Origin of the sequence: Microbulbifer weihaiensis (assembly GCF_048323715.1) — a bacterium.
Lineage (GTDB): Bacteria > Pseudomonadota > Gammaproteobacteria > Pseudomonadales > Cellvibrionaceae > Microbulbifer.
This window is the reverse complement of sequence record NZ_JBLWFL010000017.1, coordinates 50,548-67,937: the sequence shown is the minus strand read 5'-3', so window position 1 is coordinate 67,937 and position 17,390 is coordinate 50,548. Positions and strand designations below refer to the sequence as shown.

The 17,390-nt window shown below is 61.5% G+C and carries 16 protein-coding genes; 12 read left to right on the top strand and 4 right to left on the bottom strand.

From position 1 onward, the window contains the following. Positions 1-184: 184 nt before the first annotated feature. The 3 genes from asd to rsgA form a co-directional block, all read right to left on the bottom strand. A complete protein-coding gene (asd, locus tag ACNKU7_RS15975; RefSeq protein WP_418297999.1) occupies positions 185-1,036 on the bottom strand; it encodes an archaetidylserine decarboxylase in 852 nt (283 codons plus the stop codon). Positions 1,037-1,151: 115 nt separating this feature from the next. Further along, the gene (locus tag ACNKU7_RS15970; RefSeq protein WP_418297998.1) at positions 1,152-1,961 is read right to left on the bottom strand and encodes a sulfurtransferase; all 810 of its coding nucleotides are present in this window, start codon (positions 1,959-1,961) and stop codon (positions 1,152-1,154) included. Positions 1,962-1,996: 35 nt separating this feature from the next. Beyond that, positions 1,997-3,028 (bottom strand): small ribosomal subunit biogenesis GTPase RsgA, encoded by a 1,032-nt coding sequence (gene rsgA, locus ACNKU7_RS15965; RefSeq protein WP_418297997.1) that lies wholly within the window; start codon positions 3,026-3,028, stop codon positions 1,997-1,999. A gap of 133 nt (positions 3,029-3,161) precedes the next feature. Between rsgA and orn the strand changes: the two genes are divergently transcribed. Next, positions 3,162-3,704, top strand: a complete 543-nt coding sequence (gene orn, locus ACNKU7_RS15960; RefSeq protein ID WP_418297996.1) for an oligoribonuclease — start codon at positions 3,162-3,164, stop codon at positions 3,702-3,704. Between the two features lie 236 nt (positions 3,705-3,940). Here orn and queG read toward each other — a convergent pair whose 3' ends face one another. After that, complete coding sequence (gene queG / locus ACNKU7_RS15955) at positions 3,941-5,032, bottom strand: tRNA epoxyqueuosine(34) reductase QueG (protein ID WP_418297995.1); 1,092 nt, start codon at positions 5,030-5,032, stop codon at positions 3,941-3,943. A 151-nt stretch (positions 5,033-5,183) separates the two neighbouring features. Between queG and ACNKU7_RS15950 the strand changes: the two genes are divergently transcribed. The 11 genes from ACNKU7_RS15950 to ACNKU7_RS15900 all read left to right on the top strand — a co-directional run bounded on the left by ACNKU7_RS15950 (position 5,184) and on the right by ACNKU7_RS15900 (position 17,307). After that, a complete protein-coding gene (locus ACNKU7_RS15950; RefSeq protein ID WP_418297994.1) occupies positions 5,184-6,719 on the top strand; it encodes an NAD(P)H-hydrate dehydratase in 1,536 nt (511 codons plus the stop codon). Positions 6,720-6,721: 2 nt separating this feature from the next. After that, positions 6,722-7,213: a tRNA (adenosine(37)-N6)-threonylcarbamoyltransferase complex ATPase subunit type 1 TsaE gene (gene tsaE, locus ACNKU7_RS15945; protein ID WP_418297993.1), complete on the top strand. Its 492-nt coding sequence runs from the start codon at positions 6,722-6,724 to the stop codon at positions 7,211-7,213. 118 nt (positions 7,214-7,331) lie between these two features. Next, positions 7,332-8,630, top strand: a complete 1,299-nt coding sequence (locus ACNKU7_RS15940; RefSeq protein ID WP_418298033.1) for an N-acetylmuramoyl-L-alanine amidase — start codon at positions 7,332-7,334, stop codon at positions 8,628-8,630. An 83-nt stretch (positions 8,631-8,713) separates the two neighbouring features. Further along, a complete protein-coding gene (gene mutL, locus ACNKU7_RS15935) occupies positions 8,714-10,597 on the top strand; it encodes a DNA mismatch repair endonuclease MutL (RefSeq protein WP_418297992.1) in 1,884 nt (627 codons plus the stop codon). Positions 10,598-10,649: 52 nt separating this feature from the next. After that, positions 10,650-11,573 carry a tRNA (adenosine(37)-N6)-dimethylallyltransferase MiaA gene (gene miaA / locus ACNKU7_RS15930; protein ID WP_418298032.1) on the top strand — a complete coding sequence of 308 codons (924 nt, stop codon included), beginning with the start codon at positions 10,650-10,652 and terminating at the stop codon, positions 11,571-11,573. A gap of 182 nt (positions 11,574-11,755) precedes the next feature. Next, positions 11,756-12,040, top strand: coding sequence for an RNA chaperone Hfq (gene hfq / locus ACNKU7_RS15925; protein WP_418297991.1), 285 nt, complete (start codon positions 11,756-11,758; stop codon positions 12,038-12,040). Between the two features lie 171 nt (positions 12,041-12,211). After that, positions 12,212-13,549, top strand: a complete 1,338-nt coding sequence (gene hflX, locus ACNKU7_RS15920) for a ribosome rescue GTPase HflX (RefSeq protein WP_418297990.1) — start codon at positions 12,212-12,214, stop codon at positions 13,547-13,549. A 124-nt stretch (positions 13,550-13,673) separates the two neighbouring features. Next, positions 13,674-14,822, top strand: a complete 1,149-nt coding sequence (gene hflK / locus ACNKU7_RS15915) for an FtsH protease activity modulator HflK (protein ID WP_418297989.1) — start codon at positions 13,674-13,676, stop codon at positions 14,820-14,822. A gap of 12 nt (positions 14,823-14,834) precedes the next feature. Beyond that, positions 14,835-15,710 carry a protease modulator HflC gene (gene hflC / locus ACNKU7_RS15910; RefSeq protein ID WP_226665446.1) on the top strand — a complete coding sequence of 292 codons (876 nt, stop codon included), beginning with the start codon at positions 14,835-14,837 and terminating at the stop codon, positions 15,708-15,710. A gap of 152 nt (positions 15,711-15,862) precedes the next feature. Next, positions 15,863-16,048 (top strand): DUF2065 domain-containing protein, encoded by a 186-nt coding sequence (locus ACNKU7_RS15905; protein ID WP_418297988.1) that lies wholly within the window; start codon positions 15,863-15,865, stop codon positions 16,046-16,048. 74 nt (positions 16,049-16,122) lie between these two features. Further along, positions 16,123-17,307 carry an ATP phosphoribosyltransferase regulatory subunit gene (locus ACNKU7_RS15900; RefSeq protein WP_418297987.1) on the top strand — a complete coding sequence of 395 codons (1,185 nt, stop codon included), beginning with the start codon at positions 16,123-16,125 and terminating at the stop codon, positions 17,305-17,307. The last annotated feature ends 83 nt before the right edge of the window (positions 17,308-17,390 follow it).

Sequence of the window (17,390 nt, the reverse complement as noted above, 5' to 3'; positions counted from 1 at the left end):
TGACGCGCTGCCATTCCGTGAGCGGGGCCATGGTGCGGCTTCGTCCCGTTCGCGGGTGTGATTGGTGTGGCGTTGGGATGCGAGGTTAGGGTGGGGGTGAAGGGTGCCTGGCGGCGCCCTTCGCTTTTTGATCCCGCATGGCCCCAAATAGTAACGAGAGCGCAGCAGCAGGTGGGTGTGGGGGTTAAACCATATCTCCGAAGTGTTCGCCCATTTTCACCGGCGTTTCCGCCGCAAGGCTTTCCAGCCATTTCACTTTGTCGGCGCCAAACAGCAGCACGACGGTCGAGCCCAGCTTGAAGCGGCCCATCTCTTCGCCTTTTTTCAGTTCGATGGGCTTTTGTTCGTCGTAGCGGGTGGTGCGAATCTGGCGCTTGATGGGGGCAACCTGACCTGCCCAGACCGTTTCGATCGCCGCGACGATCATGGCGCCGACGAGGATCATGGCCATGGGGCCTGCGGGGGTGTCGAAGATGCAGACGAGGCGCTCGTTGCGGGCGAACAGGCGGGGTACGTTTTCCGCAGTGGTGGTGTTTACGGAAAACAGGTCGCCGGGCACGTAGATCATGCGCTGCAGGGTGCCGTCCACGGGCATGTGCACGCGATGGTAGTCTTTCGGTGAGAGGTAGATGGTGGCGAAGTTGCCACCGGTAAACTGTGCGGCAACTTCGGGATCCCCTCCGACCAGTTCGAGCAGGCTGTAGTCCTGGCCCTTGGCCTGGAAGATACGGCCGTTGTGGATCTCACCCAGTTGGCTGATGGCGCCATCGGCACAGCCGGCAATGGTGTTCTCGCCTTCGACGATGGGACGGGCGCCGTCCTTGAGGGCGCGGGTGAAGAAGTCGTTGAAGCAGCTATAGGCGGTGCAGTCCGGCTCGGCGGCTTCACTCATGTCGACATCGTATTTATCCACAAACCAGCGGGTGAAGGGGTTTTTGATTCCGCCGATCCGGGTTTCCGCGAGCCAGCCGGCCGCGCGGGACAGCAGGTGCTGGGGAGTGATGTACTGCAGGAAAATAAACAGATTTGGATGCATTGAAATTTTGTGGTCCCGTTGGTTGGATTTCTGTGGCGGTCAGGTGGTGCAAGACACCAATTCTTCTCTTCGTCATTCCCGCGAATGCGGGAATCCAGTGATCGGTGGCAGTGACTCAGTTCTCCACTGGTGTATCCGGCAAATTCCCCCACTCGCTCCAGGAGCCCGGGTAGGCCTTGATCGGGAATCCCAAGGATTTGCCGACCAGCCAGGTAAATGCCGATCGGTGATGACTCTGGCAGTGGGTGGCGATTTCTTTTGTACCATTGATTCCGAGCCCAGCGAGCAGTTCCCGGGCGTCAGTGCGAATGCGCAGATCCCGCTGTGGATCCATCAGTTGCGTCCATTCACAATTGATGGCGCCGGGGATATGGCCGCCCTTCATGGCGAGCACGCGCTCGCCGCTGTGTTCGGCCGGGGTGCGGGCATCCCAGATCTGCAGGTCGCCCTGCTGCAGGCGTTGCTGGATTTCCTCGGCGTCGATCATCGGCGCGTCAGCGGCGATTGCGATTTCGATCTCACTGGGAGTGACACTGGCTTCGTCGGTGGACAATGGCAATCCGGCACCTTTCCAGGCCTGCATGCCGCCGTTCAGGTAGCTGTATTTGCGGTGGCCAATGACTTCGAGGGTCCACAGCAGGCGCCCGGCCCAGCCGCCGCCTTCATCGTCACAGGCGACGATGTGGGTTTCCGGGGTGAGGCCGATGGCACGAAACACTTCGGTCAGGCGTTCCAGCGATGGCAGTTTGCCAGGCGCCGGCGGGGTGCCTGCCATCAGGGCCTGGAACGGCAGGCCAATGGCGCCGGGGATGTGGCCGGCAAAATAGTTTTGCGCACTGCTCAGGTCGACGATTCTGATTTCTTCATGCTCAAGCAATGGCACCAGTTGTTCGGGTTCCAGAATCAGGGGAAGTGCTTCAGTCACAGTATTGGGTTCCTACAGTTGCCGATGTTCCCGGCTTATTCGTTTTCGAGACTGTTGCGCAGGTGCAGGTAGCTGTCCATGCGCCGTTCGCTGATATCGCCACGCTCCAGGGCTTCCAGGATGGCGCAGCCGGGCTCGCTCTGGTGGCGGCAGTCGCGGAAGCGGCAGTGGCCGATAAACGGGCGAAACTCCACAAATCCCTCCAGCAGCTCCTGTTCGCTCATATGCCAGATGCCGAATTCACGGATGCCGGGGGAGTCTATCAGATCGCCGCCGCTGGGCAGGTGGAACAGTTCCGCGGCGGTTGTGGTGTGGGTGCCTTTGCCGGTCGCTTCAGACAGTGCGCCGGTACGCGCGGCGGCGGACGGCAGCAGGCCATTGATCAGGGACGATTTGCCGACGCCGGACTGGCCTACGAATACGCTGGTGCCCAGGGCGAGGGTGGCAAGCAGGTTGTCGAGCCCTTCGCCGGTTTTGGTGGACAATTTCAGTACCTGGTAGCCGAGCTCCGGGTAGGGGCGCAGCAGGTCCTCGAGGGCAGCGCGATTGCCGTCGTCGATGAGGTCGATCTTATTGAGCAGCAGCAGAGGCTGGATGCCGGTAGTTTCCGCGGCGACCAGGTAGCGGTCGATGGCGTTGGCAAAGGGCTCGGGGTAGGGGGCGATCACGATCAGGATGCGGTCGATATTGGCGGCAACGGTTTTCATGTCGCCGTAGCGATCCGGGCGCTGCAGCTCTGAATGCCGCGGCAGGCGAGCACCGACGACACCGAGTCCACCGGTGGATCCCCCAACTGCGGGGCGCCAGGCGACTTTGTCGCCGGTGACCAGGGTGTCGATATTGGCGCGCACATGGCAACGCTGTCGCAGCTCCCCGTCGGACTCGCTTTCGACCAGCACCTGGGTGCCGTAGTTGGCGATGACCAGGCCGGTCTGCTCGGTTCCGAGGTCCCCTTCTTCATCCGCCTGCTCGAGGTTTTCCTCCCGCTTGCGCGCACGGGCTTCCCGCTCCTGCTGGATTTTGGCGATGCGCCACTGCTGGCGGCGGTTCAGTTTACGTTTGCTCATGGGGATTCGACTGGCGGAAAGCGGCGGATTATAACTTGCATCGCTAGGGGATTGCGGTAACTTCCCCTTAGCCTTCAAATTTACCCGCAATGCCTGCTCCCGCGATTAGAGTGGGGCAAATCAGGAGAATACTGTGGATCAGAATAATCTGATCTGGATCGATCTGGAAATGACCGGCCTCGATCCCGAGAAAGAGCGCATTATCGAGATCGCCACTGTCGTGACCGATTCCCGCCTGAACGTTCTGGCTGAGGGGCCGGTGATGGCGATTCACCAGAGCGATGCGCTGCTGAATGCGATGGATGACTGGAACACGGAGCAGCACGGTGGCTCGGGGCTGGTCGCGCGGGTCAGGGAGTCCCATATCAGTGAGCGCGAGGCGGAGCGGGAGACCATTGAGTTCCTGAGTCTGTGGGTGCCGGAGGGCGCTTCGCCCATGTGCGGCAATTCCATCGGCCAGGATCGCCGTTTTCTGGTGAAGTACATGCCGCTGCTGGAGCAGTATTTCCACTACCGCAACCTGGATGTCAGTTCGGTGAAGGAACTGGCGCGACGCTGGCGACCGGATGTGCTGGAAGGTGTGAAGAAAACCAGCAGCCATTTGGCGCTGGATGATATCCATGACTCGATTAACGAGCTGAAGCACTATCGCGAGCACTTTTTTCGTATGAGTTAAGTGCTTTCTGATCTTGTGGATTGGACGCTGGATTTGTGGCGGCCGGGTATCGGGTGCGGGGTTCCAGGACCGCTGTAAACCCATCCCTGGGCGCTGCGGCGCAAACATCCTGTTTGCGACGCTCCTGAAACCCCGAACCCGATACCCGGCCTGCACTTTGGGCTGCAGTACTCCGCAAGATCACAAAATGGCAACATAGCTCTTGCTTCGAAGCACCCTTGCCGCTGAGGCCGGATTTACCTTGAGGTCCGTTTGATCTTCCGCTTGCGCCGCCGTCCGCTGCGCAGCCGCTCAATGGCCCACGCGATGTGCTCCGCGACCAGCGGCGTTGAAGCTTCCAGAGTTCTTTCCAAAACCTCGATCACTTCCGAATTCGGCTCACCATTGCCCAAAGCCACCGCCAGGTTTCTCTGCCAGCGCTCAAAGCCGATACGCCGGATCGCAGAACCCTCGGTTTTCTTCAGGAATTCGTCTTCCGACCACTGGAAAAGTGTCACCAGCTCGCCGCTGTCGAGGCCGTGTCTCGGGTGGAAATCCTTTTCATCTGTGGGCCTGGCAAACTTGTTCCAGGGGCAGATCACCTGGCAATCGTCACAGCCGAACACCCGGTTGCCCATCGGCTCGCGAAACTCCAGCGGAATCGGGCCCTTGTTCTCGATCGTGAGGTAGGAAATGCAGCGACGCGCATCCAGGGTATAAGGCGCGACGAAGGCATCCGTGGGGCACACTTTCAGGCAGGCCGTACACTCGCCGCACTGATTCGGCTCCTCACTGGTATCCACCGGCAGCGGCAGGTTGGTATACACCTCGCCGAGAAAGAACCAGCTACCTGCGCTGCTGTTGATCACCATGCAGTTTTTGCCAATCCAGCCGAGCCCGGCCTTCTCGGCCAGCGCGCGCTCCATGACTGGGGCGCTGTCGGTAAATGCGCGGCCACTGGACGCGATACCGCGGGCTTCACAGTACTGGTCGATCTGCTGCGCCAGTTGGGCCAGGCGCTTGCGGATCAGCTTGTGGTAATCGCGACCGTTGGCGTAGCGCGACACATAGGCCTTTTCCGGGTCTTTGAGGATTTTGACCGGCTGGGTATCGGGCGGCAGGTAGTCCAGGCGTACGCTGATCACCCGCAGGGTGCCTTCCTCCAGCAGCTCGGGACGCCAGCGTTTATCACCGTGGGCGCCCATCCACTCCATGTCGCCGTTATAGCCGGCGTCGAGCCACTGCTGGAGCCGCTGGCCGTGCTGCTCCAGTTGGCAGTCGGTAATCCCCACCTGCTGAAAACCCAGTTCCCGCGCCCATATACGAATGAGCGCCACGAGTTCTGACATCGCGGAATCGGTGCAGTTGGCATTCTGGGAATGGGTGGAGTTGGAAATCATGCAGGAGGCATCGGGGTTGAAGCGGTATAATTGCCGCTATTTTGCCACAGTTTAAAAATTGACCACAGCTGGAACTGACCAGAGGGAGCAGTACCGATTTATGGATAGCCAGAAACCGACCACCGCCATCGCCCCCATTAATGACGCCCAGGTACCGGAATACCTGTACAGCGCCGAGGCGGTGCGCCTGCTGGATCAACGCGTGATTGACCAGCAGCAGATCCCGGCGCTGGCGCTGATGAAGCGCGCCGGTCGTGCGGCCTTCGAGTGCCTGCGTCAGCGCTGGCCGGAACTGCGTGAAATTCAGGTGTATTGCGGCGGCGGCAATAACGGAGGCGACGGCTACGTGATCGCGGGGCTGGCTGCGCAAAACAAGCTTCCGGTGACCGTGTTTGTCGGTGTGCCGATGGAGAAGCTGCACGGCGAAGCGCTGGAAGCCTACGGGTATGCCGAGCGCGAAGGCGCGAAACTGGTAACTGCCCTGGCGGAAATGCCCGCGATCAACGAGGGTGTCGTTCTCGTCGATGCGCTGTTGGGCACCGGGTTCAGTGGCGCTGTACGGGAGCCGGTGCAGTCTGCCATAGCCCATATCAACCGCGCGCAGGCGCCGGTGCTGGCGGTGGATCTGCCATCCGGCCTGTCCGCTGATACCGGTGCCGCTGCTGAAACCGGCGCGGTTGCGGCGGATGTCACGATCACCTTTATCGGCCGCAAGGCGGGTCTGTATCTCGGCCGCGGCCCGGCTGTGGCCGGCGAGGTCGTGTTTGATGATCTCGGTGCGGCATCCCCGGTCTATGACGGCGTACCGCACCTGCTGCGCCGCTACACCGGCGACAGCCTGGAGCGGTTGCCGCTGCGGGCGGCGGACAGTTACAAGAACCATTTTGGCCACGTCATGGTCGTAGGTGGTGACCATGGATTCGGCGGTGCGCCACTGATGGCCTCCGAGGCCGCTGCCCGCGCCGGGGCCGGCCTGATTTCGCTCGCGACCCGCCCGGAGCACGTGGCCGCCGTGTTAACCCGCTGTCCGGAAGTGATGGCGAAGCCGGTGGTTTCCGGCCAGGAGCTGGAACCATTGCTGGAGAAACCGAGTGTGATTGCCGTGGGGCCCGGCCTGGGCCGCGCGCCCTGGGGTGAGCAGATGCTGGCACGGGCCGGCCGCGCCAGCGCGCCGCTGGTCGTGGATGCTGATGCCCTGAACATCCTTGCCGAAGGCCGTGTGCTTGCCGGGATCCGCCGGGATGACTGGGTACTGACCCCGCACGTGGGAGAAGCGGCGCGATTGCTCGGCGTATCCACCGACGAGGTAAAGCGCGATCCGGTTGCGGCCGCCAGGGCAATTCAGCAGAAATTCAGCGGCGTAGTGATACTTAAAGGGGCGGGAACCCTGATTGCCCACGCCGATGGCGTGGATCTGATCAACGGCGGCAATCCAGGTATGGCTTCCGGCGGGATGGGTGATCTGCTGACGGGGCTTGTCGCCGCGCTGATCGGCCAGGGTATGGCGCTGCCCGCTGCAGCGCGCCTCGCCGTCTGGTTGCATGGTGAGGCCGGGGATCGCGCTGCCGCCGAAGGCGGCCAGCGGGGACTGCTGGCCACCGACCTGCTGCCCCACATTCGCAAACTGGTGGACTGACGATGAGTGTACACAAGGCACTGTTCCTGGCCGACGAGGCGGCGACGGTTGCGGCCGGCGAAACGCTGGGCGAGGCCTGTAAGCGCAGCGGCCTGAGTGAAGGGCTGGTGATTTTTCTCGGTGGCCAGCTGGGCGCCGGTAAAACCACGTTCAGCCGCGGCGTCCTCAGGGCTTTCGGTCATCGCGGCGCAGTAAAGAGCCCGACCTACACCCTGGTTGAGCCCTATGAATTTGACGATAGCCGGGTGTACCACTTTGATCTCTACCGCCTGGGTGATGCCGAGGAACTGGAGTTCATGGGGGTGCGGGATTACTTCGGGGCGGGTAACCTGAGCCTGGTGGAGTGGTCTGAGCGGGGCGTGGGCGTGCTGCCGGAACCGGATATGACGCTTTCCCTGGTGGTGGACGGCTCGGGGCGAAGACTGGAGCTGCGTGCGCTGTCTGCTGCAGGTGCCGGCGTGCTCGAGCGCGCGGATTTTCCGGCAGGCGGCTAGGCGACCTTGCAGGTGCTGTGGTCAGGGAGTGCAGGGCGAAATTTTCGATAGGGCAATAATAATGACAGGAGTGGGGATGCAGAGGCGTGGAAAGGTGTGGCTCAGGACGCTGTTGGGGATGCAGCGGGCCTGCACATTGGCGCTGGTGGCAGTGATGACGGCGTCTGCTGGTGCAGCAGAAGTGGAGGGGGTGCGCTTATGGCGCGCGCCGGATCACACACGGCTGGTACTGGATCTCGACGGCCCCGCAGAGCACAGACTTTTTACCCTGGAGAATCCCGACCGCGTTGTTATTGATGTCAGTGGTGCCAAGCTGGCCGCTTCGATCGATGGGCTGCCCATTGCAGAAACACCGATTTCCGGCATTCGCCATGCGGCCAAAGACAAAACCGACTTGCGGCTGGTGCTGGACCTGAAACAGCCAGTAAACCCGCGCAGCTTTGCCCTGCGCCGCCACGAACAGCTTCCGGATCGCCTGGTGATCGACCTGCATGACCGCGATCGGGTGGAAGAAAAAACCATCGAGCAGGTGGGCAGTGAGCGCGATATCATCATTGCCATCGACGCCGGTCACGGCGGTGAAGACCCTGGCGCCCTCGGCCCCGGCGGCCTGCGGGAGAAGGATGTGGTGCTGGCCATTGCCCGCCAGCTGCACAAGGCGATTGATGCCAACCCCGGCTTCTCCGCCAAGCTGGTGCGCAGCGGTGACTACTACATTCCCCTTCGGGATCGGGTGAAAAAGGGCCGCGCACTGCGCGCGGACCTGTTTGTCTCCATCCACGCGGATGCGTTTACCCGCAAGGATGCGCGCGGCGCCGGTGTTTACGCGGTTTCCTCCCGCGGTGCCACCAGTGAAACGGCGCGGTTTCTCGCCCAGCGCGAAAACGAATCCGACCTGATCGGTGGCGCCGGCAGCCTGAGCCTGGGGGACAAGGACGATACCCTGGCTGGCGTATTGCTGGACCTGTCTATGACCGCCACCATGAATGCCAGTCTCGACATCGGCGGCAGTGTGCTGAGTTCACTGGGTAGCTTCACGCACCTGCACAAAAAGAAAGTGGAGCAGGCCAACTTCTCCGTGCTGCGCTCGCCGGACGTGCCGTCGATCCTCGTGGAAACGGGTTTCATCACCAACCCGCAGGAGGCGCGCCGCCTGCGCGACCCGGCGTTCCAGAAGCGCATGGCAGAAAAGCTCAGTGACGGTATAGTGGCGCACTTCAACGCCCGCCCGCCAGCCGGTACCAGGCTGGCGGCGCGCGGCACCGGCGCGGCCAAGGCGCATACGATTGCGCGCGGGGACACGCTCTCCGGAATTGCCGCCCGCTACAACGTGTCGGTGGCGGCGCTGAAAAAGGTCAACGGAATGCAGACCTCGATGATCCGCGTTGGACAGACGTTAACGATCCCATCGAGCTAGGTGGGAGCCCGGCGCGACGGCGCGCCTGACCGATCAGACCTCCGCGGTGCACCCGCGGAGTGGACAACACAGCAAGATTTTCAATGCCCGACAATATCCGCCTCCTTTCTCCCAGACTCGCAAACCAGATCGCCGCCGGCGAGGTGGTCGAGCGCCCGGCTTCGGTGATCAAGGAACTGCTGGAAAACAGCCTGGACGCCGGGGCCACGCGTCTGGAAGTGGATCTTGATGCAGGCGGGGTGAAGCGCATCATGGTGCGGGACAACGGCAAGGGTATCGAGCAGGAGGACCTGCACCTGGCCCTGGCCCGCCACGCCACCTCCAAGATTCACGCGCTGGAGGATCTGGAAGCAGTGGCGACACTCGGGTTCCGCGGCGAGGCCCTCGCCAGTATTTCGTCCGTGGCCAGGCTGACCCTGACCAGCAGCCGCGATGAAACCGGTAAGGGATGGATGGTGACGGCCGAAGGGCGCGAGATGGAAACCCAGCTGGCGCCGGCCGCACATCCGCGTGGCACTACGGTGGAAGTGCGCGACCTGTTTTTCAATACGCCCGCGAGACGCAAATTCCTGCGCACGGAAAAAACCGAATTCAATCGGGTGGATGAGACCATCAAGCGCCTAGCGCTGTCGCGCTTTGACGTGTCCATCAGCCTGCGGCACAACGGCAAGGGTGTGCATAACCTGCGCGGCGGCACCAGCCGCGCGGAGAAAGAGCGTCGGGTGGCGCAGCTGTGCGGCCCGGCTTTCATGCAGAATGCACTGCATATCGATATCGAGCGCAGTGGCCTGCGCCTGTGGGGGTGGGTCGCGGAGCCGGCATTCTCCCGCTCACAGGCCGACCTGCAGTTCTTTTATGTGAATGGCCGCGCCATCCGCGACCGGGTGGTAAGCCATGCGGTGCGTCGCGCATTTGCCGACGTGCTGTATCACGGTCGCCACCCGGCATTTGTCCTGTATCTGGAGCTGGATCCTGCATCCGTGGATGTGAATGTGCACCCGACCAAGCACGAAGTGCGCTTCCGCGACAGCCGCCTGGTGCACGATTTCCTGTTTGGCTCGCTGCACCGGGCACTGGCGGATGTGCGCCCGGGGCACAAAGATGAGAGCGAAGCGCCGGCGCCACAGGCATCGGGTATTGCCGCTGGCGAATTTGCCGGGCAGGAAAGGATGGCCCTTGCACAGGCGCCGACGCCCGCCGCTTCCGGTTCCTTTGCTGCGCCCGCTTTTGGGGAGCGCAGCTCGCCCGCGCGGATCCAGCAGCAGATGCAGGGGTATGGAGAGCTGCACACGCCCTATGGCGGCGGTGTTGCCGAAGCTCCGGTGCAGTCCCCGGCGGGCACCCCGGCGTGGAATGTGTCCGTGGATGATACGGACAGTGAAGCACCGCCGCTGGGATTTGCTGTCGCCCAGCTGCACGGTATTTATATCCTGTCGCAGAACGCCCATGGCATGGTGGTGGTCGACATGCATGCGGCACATGAGCGCATCGTCTATGAAAAGATGAAGGCCGCGTTTGCCGCCGGTGGCATCCAGGCGCAGCCATTGCTCGTGCCCGTCAGTCTCGCGGTCAGCGAACGCGAGGCGGATTGCTTCGAGGAGCGTGAGGAAGTGTTCACCTCCCTCGGGTTTGTATTGCAGCGCGGCGGCCCGGAAACGTTGCTGGTACGCCAGGTGCCCGTGATGCTGCACGGAGCGCCAGTGGAGCAGCTGGTGCGCGATGTGCTGAGTGACCTGTTGGCGGAAGGCAGCAGTGACCGAATCGGCGACAAGATCAACGAGATCCTTTCCACCATGGCCTGTCACGGCTCGGTGCGCGCCAACCGCAAACTCAGTATCCCGGAAATGAACGCGCTGCTGCGCGACATGGAACGCACCGAGCGCAGCGGCCAGTGCAACCACGGTCGGCCCACCTGGACGCAGGTTAAACTTGCGGACATGGATAAGTGGTTTATGCGTGGTCAATGATGTGAACAGTTCTGCAGTGGACGGTGCTCAGAAGCCGCGCGCAATTTTCCTGATGGGGCCGACGGCTTCCGGCAAGACCGACCTGGCCATGGCCATCAGCGAACACCTGCCGGTGGAGCTGATCAGTGTCGATTCCGCGCTGGTTTATCGCGGGCTGGATATCGGCTCCGCCAAGCCGACGCCGGAAGAGCTCGCCCGTTACCCGCACCGCCTGATCGATATCTGTGATCCCTCCGAGAGTTATTCGGCAGGCCGTTTCCGCGAAGACGCGCTTGCGGCCATGGCCGAGATCAGCGCGGCGGGCAGGATACCGTTACTGGTTGGCGGCACCATGCTCTATTTTCGCGCGCTGTTGCACGGCATGGCGGAGATGCCGGAGGCGGATCCGGCGTTTCGTGCTGAAATTGAGGCGCGCGCGGCGCGCGAGGGCTGGCCTGCACTGCACCGGGAGCTGGCGGAGATCGACCCGGAACTGGCGGCTGAGCTGCACCCGAACCACTCGGTGCGGATCGAGCGCGCGCTGGAGGTCTACCACCTGTCCGGCAAGACCATGAGCCAGTTGCGCGCCGAGCAACAGCGCGATGCCCTTGTGGATAAGTATCAGCTGCAGCAGCTGGCAATCCTGCCGCGGGACAGGGCCATTCTGCACGAGCGCATTGCCCGGCGCTTCGAGCGCATGTTGGCCGGCGGCTTCATTCAGGAAGTCGAGGCGCTGCGCGCGCGCGGTGATTTACACGAAGACCTGCCGGCGATACGGGCCGTGGGATACCGCCAGGTCTGGCAGTATCTGGCGGGGGAGCTCGACTACCCGCAGATGGTGGACGCCGGAGTTGCCGCTACCCGCCAGCTGGCCAAGCGGCAGCTTACCTGGCTGCGTCGCTGGCCGGATGTGTCCTGTATCTACGCGCAGGACGATGGCGGCAAAATTCGCAAAATTGACGAAATGTTGACAGAGGCCTTGAAATTTCTCGGTTGAGCAGCCATAACGTGAGTGGGCTGGTTTATCCAGACTCTATCAGTCAGTTATTCACAGAGCCTTCACTTACAATTTCGGCTCTTTTTTATACGCCTTATCACCATGGCCGTAGTTAGTCCGCGGAGTTCGCGGGCGCGATCGTGCGTCATCTGGCGATTTATCTTTTGGCAAGGAGAAAAAAGATGTCAAAAGGGCACAGCTTACAAGACCCTTACCTCAATGTTCTGCGTAAAGAGCGTATCCCGGTTTCCATTTATCTGGTCAACGGCATCAAGCTGCAGGGCCAGATTGAATCATTCGACCAGTTTGTGGTGCTGTTGAAAAACACCGTAAGCCAGATGGTGTACAAGCATGCAATTTCCACCGTTGTGCCGTCCCGCGCCGTGCGCGTGCCGCTGATGAACCCGGCTGGCCCGGGCGGAGAAGGCGGCAGCCCTGAAGGCGGTGAGCGCGAAACCTTCGGTTAAGTGCCCTGCGGGGGGCTTCCCGAAATCGGTGTGCACCCGGAGCTGGCCTGGCAGTATTCGGCCAGTTGTGGCTTTCCACCGAAAAGTAGTACACGGCGCCCCGGCTTGTCCGGGGCGTCTGTTGTTCGGCACCATGAAAACGGTGCATTTTTGACTCCAAGAGAATAATCCTTGTTTTTTGATCGCCCGGAATCTGGTGAGCTGGCAGTGCTGGTACACCTGGATCTATCTGCCATCGACAGCCCCGACGACCCGCGGGAGTTCGAAGAGCTGGCACTTTCTGCCGGCGCCGACCCGGTGGCATTCATTTTTGGCACGCGCGCCAAACCTGACCCCAAGACATTTGTCGGTCGCGGCAAGCTGGAAGAAATTCACGAGACAGTGACAAAACACGGTGCAGAACTGGTGATCTTTGATCACACCCTGTCGCCGAGCCAGGAGCGCAATATCGAGCGCGAGCTGAAGTGCCGGGTGCTCGATCGCACCGGCTTGATCCTGGATATCTTTGCCCAGCGCGCGCGCACCCACGAAGGCAAGCTGCAGGTTGAACTGGCCCAGCTGCGCCATATGTCGACCCGTCTGGTGCGTGGCTGGACCCACCTGGAGCGCCAGAAAGGCGGTATCGGCTTGCGCGGCCCCGGTGAAACCCAGCTGGAAACGGATCGCCGCCTGCTGCGCGCGCGAATAGACTCGATCGAAAAACGCCTGGACAAAGTGCGCCGCCAGCGCGAGCAGGGACGTCGGGCCCGCTCCCGCGCGGATGTGGCGACGGTGTCGCTGGTCGGGTATACCAACGCCGGCAAATCCACGCTGTTTAACCGCATCACCAGTGCCGATGTCTATGTGCGCGATCAATTGTTCGCGACACTGGATCCGACCATGCGCCGGGTTGAGTTGCCGAATGTCGGCGCGATGATTCTTGCCGACACCGTAGGTTTCGTATCCCACCTTCCACACCGCCTGGTGGAGGCCTTCCGCGCCACACTGGAAGAGGCGGCCAATTCCACGCTGTTGTTGCATGTGGTGGATGCGGCGGCAGAAAACCGCCTGCACCTGGTGGAAGAAGTACAGTTGGTGCTGGAAGAGATCGGTGCGGCCGATTTGCCGCACTTGATGGTGTATAACAAACTTGATTTGCTGGCAGATATGGAGCCGCGCATCGACCGCAATGGAGACGGCGTACCCGTGGCGGTCTGGCTGTCTGCGGTGACTGGCGCAGGTTGCGATCTGCTGGTGGAGGCGATCGCGGAGCGCCTGGGCGAGCAGATGGTCAGCGGTGTGCTGGTTGTCCCGCCGAAACATGCGCGCCTGCGCGCGCAGCTGTTTGCCAGCAATGCGGTACAGCAGGAAGGTTTTCGCGATAACGGCGATGTTGAATTGCAGGTGCTGTTGCCGCGTTCTGAACTCCAGCGGCTGATGGCGCCATTTCGCGATGTGGCCAATCCACCGCAGTGGCTGCCGCAGAACCCGGAGAGTGAGCCGAGACCGGAAGACTGGGAACTGGAGTAAAGTAAACGGTTCGGGCAGCGTGCACGAGCAAGAATACTGCGCCGCACGCGGATAAGCCGCGGCAATCAATGCTAGAATTTCGCGACACAAACGATTGATAAATCTAAAGAGCTGGAGTTGATAGATGGCCTGGAACGAACCGGGTGGTAATAACAAAGACCCATGGGGTGGCGGCAATCGAAATAATGATGGCCCGCCGGATCTCGACGAGCTGCTGCGTAAAATGCAGCAGAAACTGAATGGCCTGTTTGGCGGCCGTGGCGCCGATCCGGAAACCAGTTCCGGCGGCGGCAGTTTCCCTTGGTCGCTGGTACTGATTGTGCTGGCAGTGCTGTATGGGCTCTGGGGCTTTTACCAGGTCAACGCCAACGAATCCGCGGTGGTGTTGCGCCTTGGGAAATACCACGAGACAGTGACTTCCGGTCTGCACTGGAATCCGCCGTTGGTGGATCACGTAACCAAGGTCAACATGACCGAGGTGCGTACCGAGCGTACCACCGGCCAGATGCTCACCGAAGATGCGAACATCGTGGAAGTTGTGCTCACGGTACAGTGGCATATCAACGACGCCGAGTCTTTTGTGCTGCGGGTGCGGGAGCCGCTGAAGAGCCTGCAGGAGGCCACTGACAGTGCCCTGCGCCACGTGGTGGGCTCACTGACGTTTAACGGGGTTATTTCCCAGAATCGTACCCAGGTATCGGCCGATACCCAGGTGCGCCTGCAGCAATATCTGGATCTCTATCAGACCGGTATCCGCATCGACACCGTGAACCTCTCCGATGCCAAGGCGCCGCGCGAAGTTCAGGATGCGTTTGACGACGTGACCAAGGCCCGGGAAGACGAAGTGCGCTTGCAGAATGAAGCCCAGGCTTACGCCAACCAGGTTATCCCGGTGGCGCGTGGTCAGGCCCAGCGTATGATCGAAGAGGCTGAGGCCTACAAGGCGCGCGTGGTCGAAAGCGCCCGCGGTGAGGCTTCCCGCTTCTCCCAGCTGCTGACGGAATTCCAGCGCGCGCCGGAAGTGACCCGCGAGCGTATGTACCTGGATGCCGTACAGGATGTGATGAGCAATACGTCCAAAGTGATGGTGGATGTCGAGGGTGGCAACAACATGATGTATCTGCCGCTCGACAAGCTGGCCCAGGAAAGTGCCACTCAGGCCTCTCAGGCGCGCCAGGTGTCACCGCAAGTGATTGACGATATTACCCAGCGGGTTATCAATCAGCTGCGCACCGAAGTCGCCAACAGCCGTCGCAGCCGCGACGTGCGTTAAGGGGGGAATGCAATGAACAACAACAAATCACTGCTGGTTATTGCCCTGGTGCTGGTTGGCCTATTGGTATTGTCCAGCAGCGCGTTTGTGGTCAAGGAAACCGAAAAAGCCGTCCTGCTGCGCTTTGGTGAGCTCGTCCGCGTCGATTACGAGCCAGGGCTTTATTTCAAACTCCCGCTGGTACACCAGTTGGTGAAGTTTGATGCCCGGGTGCAGACCGTGGACTCGCAGCCAGTGCGCATGTTGAACAGCGAAAACAAGTTCATGATGGTGGACTCTTTCGCCAAGTTTAAGATCTTCGATGTGGCGCGTTTCTATGTGGCCACCCGTGGCGATCAGGCCAATGCGGTACGCCTGCTGTCGGAACAGATCAACGACCGTCTGCGTAACCAGTTCGGTGTGCGCGATCTGCACGAGGTGGTGAGTGGCCAGCGCGATGAGCTGATGGCGGAAATCACCAAGAACCTGAACGAGAAAGCGCAGAAGGATCTGGGTGTCGAGCTGATCGATGTGCGGGTAAAACGTATCGACCTGCCGGCGGAAGTTTCCGACTCGGTGTTCCAGCGCATGCGCGCCGGTCGTGAACTGGAAGCCCGGGATCACCGCGCCAAAGGTCAGGAAGCCAGCGAGCGTATCCGCGCCAATGCCGATCGCCAGAAGGTGGTGATTGAGTCCGAGGCCTACCGCAAGGCGGAAGAGCTGCGCGGTGCGGGTGATGCCGAGGCCGCCCAGATCTACGCCGAGGCCTACAGCAAGAACCCCGAGTTCTACCGCTTCTCCCGCAGCCTCACGGCCTATCGGGAGTCGTTCAAGAGCAAGAGCGACATGCTGCTGATCGATCCGGACAGCGAGTTCTTCCGTTACCTGAAGGATCCAGAAGGCAAATAAGCCCAGGAACCGCCCAGTCAATTGCCGGGACTGGTCACAGCACCGGCAATTGATGGTAAAATCCCCAAAACCGGGCCGGCGCCCGGTTTTTTTGTGCCGGCCCGATTTGTGGTGACTCTCTATCAGTTGGTATCCAGGAAGGGACTACAGCCGTGTGGGAAGAGCTGGCGCGGGCGCTATGCCTGCTGCTGATCATCGAGGGCATACTGCCGTTTCTTTACCCGGAGCGCTGGCGTGCACTGGTGCAGCGCCTTGCATCTGTGGATAATCGCAGCCTGCGTACTGCCGGGCTGGTTTCGATGCTCGCAGGCGCAGCCCTGCTCACGCTGCTTCGCTGATCGCCAAGCTACAGAACTGCTCGGGCTTCACCGGATCTTTTGACCGCCTCGTTAACAGTCGAACGTCGTACATCATGACCCAAGCCGAACGCTGGATGCTACCGGATGGCATCGCCGAGATTTTGCCTGCAGATGCCAAGCGCGTGGAAACCCTGCGCCGAAACCTGCTGGATCTGTACCACCGCTGGGGCTATGAACTCATCATCCCGCCGATGGTGGAGTTTACCGATTCACTGTTGATCGGCATGGGGCGGGACGTGGATCTCAGTACCTTCCGGGTGACTGATCAGCTGTCTGGTCGCAGCCTGGGTATTCGTGCGGACATCACGCCGCAGGCCGCGCGCATTGATTCCCACAGTTTTCCCCGCAGTGGCGCCAACCGCCTCTGCTATGCGGGCCAGGTACTGTATACCCGCCCGCGTACCCCCATGGGGCCGCGCGCGCCGATCCAGATTGGTGCGGAACTCTATGGTGTGGACAGCCTGTACGGTGACATTGAAGTCATTTCGCTGATGATTGAAACCCTGCGCACTGCCGGGATCAGCGAGATACACCTGGACTTCGGCCACGTGGCCATTTTCCGCAGCCTCGCAGAGGCGGCCGGCCTGGATAGCGAGCAGAAGCAGGAGCTTATCGAGCTGTTGCAGAGCAAGGCGGTGGCGGATATCGAGCGCTGGGTGGAAGAGAATATTGAGGATGCGGAGCCCGCAAGTTGGCTGCGTACCCTGCCGAGACTGGCCGGCGGCACCGAGTGCCTGGGCCGCGCGCGCGAAGTGTTCGGCAGCGCCCCGGAAGCGCTGCGCCGCGCGCTGGATGAATTGCAGCAGGTCGCGGATGCCGTGGCCCGCCGCTACCCGGAAGTCGCGCTGTTTTTCGATTTGGGCGAAATGCGCGGTTACGATTACGAAACCGGGCTGGTATTTGCCGCCTATAGCCCCGGCCACGGCCAGGCGCTGGCCAACGGCGGCCGCTACAACGGTATCGGCGCGGTGTTTGGCCGCGACCGGGCAGCCACGGGCTTCAGTACCGACCTGGTGACCATCAATGCCCTGGGCGGCAATGGTGCCGGTGAAGAGGGCGCGATACTCGCGCCGCTGGATGGCTGTGAGCAGCTGTGGCGGAAAGTGGAAGCACTGCGGGCCGCGGGCGAGATTGTGATCAGCGCCATGCCGGAGCAGGGCGACAGTGAAACCCTGGCCCGCTGCGACCGTGAACTGGTGCGGGAAGGTGACACCTGGGTGGTGAAGCCAAGGGGTTGAACCCTAAGCTATCTAGTTGACTTGAGATTTCCAGGCCGATATTGACGGGCGCGGCCGACCCTTTTGTTATCGCCCGTCTAACG

Excerpts from the sequence above, each read along its gene's own strand:
- asd (WP_418297999.1), bottom strand. The coding sequence starts at position 1,036 with ATGCATCCAAATCTGTTTATTTTCCTGCAGTACATCACTCCCCAGCAC.
- rsgA (WP_418297997.1), bottom strand. The coding sequence starts at position 3,028 with ATGAGCAAACGTAAACTGAACCGCCGCCAGCAGTGGCGCATCGCCAAA.
- queG (WP_418297995.1), bottom strand. The coding sequence starts at position 5,032 with ATGTCAGAACTCGTGGCGCTCATTCGTATATGGGCGCGGGAACTGGGT.
- ACNKU7_RS15950 (WP_418297994.1), top strand. The coding sequence starts at position 5,184 with ATGGATAGCCAGAAACCGACCACCGCCATCGCCCCCATTAATGACGCC.
- tsaE (WP_418297993.1), top strand. The coding sequence starts at position 6,722 with ATGAGTGTACACAAGGCACTGTTCCTGGCCGACGAGGCGGCGACGGTT.
- ACNKU7_RS15940 (WP_418298033.1), top strand. The coding sequence starts at position 7,332 with ATGCAGCGGGCCTGCACATTGGCGCTGGTGGCAGTGATGACGGCGTCT.
- mutL (WP_418297992.1), top strand. The coding sequence starts at position 8,714 with ATGCCCGACAATATCCGCCTCCTTTCTCCCAGACTCGCAAACCAGATC.
- miaA (WP_418298032.1), top strand. The coding sequence starts at position 10,650 with ATGGGGCCGACGGCTTCCGGCAAGACCGACCTGGCCATGGCCATCAGC.
- hfq (WP_418297991.1), top strand. The coding sequence starts at position 11,756 with ATGTCAAAAGGGCACAGCTTACAAGACCCTTACCTCAATGTTCTGCGT.
- hflK (WP_418297989.1), top strand. The coding sequence starts at position 13,674 with ATGGCCTGGAACGAACCGGGTGGTAATAACAAAGACCCATGGGGTGGC.
- hflC (WP_226665446.1), top strand. The coding sequence starts at position 14,835 with ATGAACAACAACAAATCACTGCTGGTTATTGCCCTGGTGCTGGTTGGC.
- ACNKU7_RS15900 (WP_418297987.1), top strand. The coding sequence starts at position 16,123 with ATGACCCAAGCCGAACGCTGGATGCTACCGGATGGCATCGCCGAGATT.